The following is a 1,310-nucleotide window of genomic DNA, read 5'->3' on the forward strand; positions in this document are numbered from 1 at the left end:
CGGGTGTGTCCAGTTTTCGGTGTATCTCAATTTGCTTTAGTTAGCGGGTGGTCGGGGTCAGGCGGCCTTCGAAGGTGATGGCGAAGGCGTTCAGAGCGGCCTTCCAGCGGGTGATCCAGCGTTTGCGGCCCTTGCCGGTCGGGTCCAGGCTCATGATCGCCATGTAGACGCACTTGAGCGCGGCCTGCTCGTTGGGGAAGTGGCCGCGGGCCTTGACCGCCCGCCGGATCCGGGCGTTGACCGACTCGATGGCGTTGGTCGAGCAGATCACCCGGCGGATCTCGGGGTCGAAGTTGAGGAAGGGCACGAACTCGGCCCAAGCGTCCTCCCACAACTTCACGATCGCCGGATACTTGCTACCCCAGAGCTCGGCGAACTCGTAGAACCGCTCGAGCGCGGCCGCTTCGGTCGGAGCGGTGTAGACCGGCTTGAGCGCCTTGGCGATGGCGTCCCAGTGCTGGCGGGCGGCATACCTGAACGAGGAGCGCAGCAAATGAACGACGCACGTTTGCACGACGGCCTGGGGCCACACGGTCTCGATGGCCTGCGGCAACCCCTTCAGGCCGTCGCAGACCACCATCAAAGCATCGCCGACGCCGCGGTTCTTGATCTCGGTCAGCACGTGCAGCCAGAACTTGGCACCCTCGCCGCCGTCGCCGGCCCACAACCCGAGGATGTCGCGCTCGCCGTCCACCGTGACGGCCAGCGCCACGTAGATGGGCCGGTTGGCGACCTGACCCTCGCGCAGCTTCACATGGATCGCGTCGATGAAGATCACCGGGTAGACCGGGTCGAGCGGCCGGTTCTGCCACTCGACCATGCCGTCCAGCACCTTGTCGGTGATGGTGGAGATGGTCTGCTTGGACACCTCCGCGCCGTAGACCTCGGCCAGGTGCGCGGAGATCTCCCCGGTGGTCAGGCCCTTGGCGGCCAGCGAGATGACCATCTCGTCCACGCCGGACAGGCGCCGCTGCCGCTTGCGTACGATCTTCGGCTCGAAGCTGCCGTCCCGATCACGCGGCACGGTGATCTCGACCGGCCCGACATCGGTGATGACCGTCTTGGATCGGGCGCCGTTACGGCTGTTGCCCGTCTCGCTACCACCGCGCTGGTGCTTGTCGTAGCCGAGATAGTCGGTGATCTCGCCCTCCAGGGCGGACTCCAGCACCAGCTTGGTCAGCCGGCCCAGCAGCCCGTTCTCACCGACCAGTTCCACTCCCTCGGCCCGGGCCTGGTCGACCAGCCTGGCCACCAGCTCCCGATCCGTCGAGTTCTCGGGCTTCTTGCGCGCCACTGCGGCGTCCTCCAGG

The 1,310-nt window shown here is 66.4% G+C and carries 1 protein-coding gene; it reads right to left on the reverse strand.

Annotated features, from left to right (window positions below):
- Positions 1-40: 40 nt before the first annotated feature.
- Entirely contained in the window at positions 41-1,309 is a 1,269-nt protein-coding gene (locus ETD85_RS62335) for an IS256 family transposase (RefSeq protein ID WP_420847403.1), read from the reverse strand.
- Between the last annotated feature and the right edge of the window lies 1 nt (position 1,310).

It is taken from the genome of Nonomuraea zeae (assembly GCF_005889725.1).
Classification (GTDB): domain Bacteria; phylum Actinomycetota; class Actinomycetes; order Streptosporangiales; family Streptosporangiaceae; genus Nonomuraea; species Nonomuraea zeae.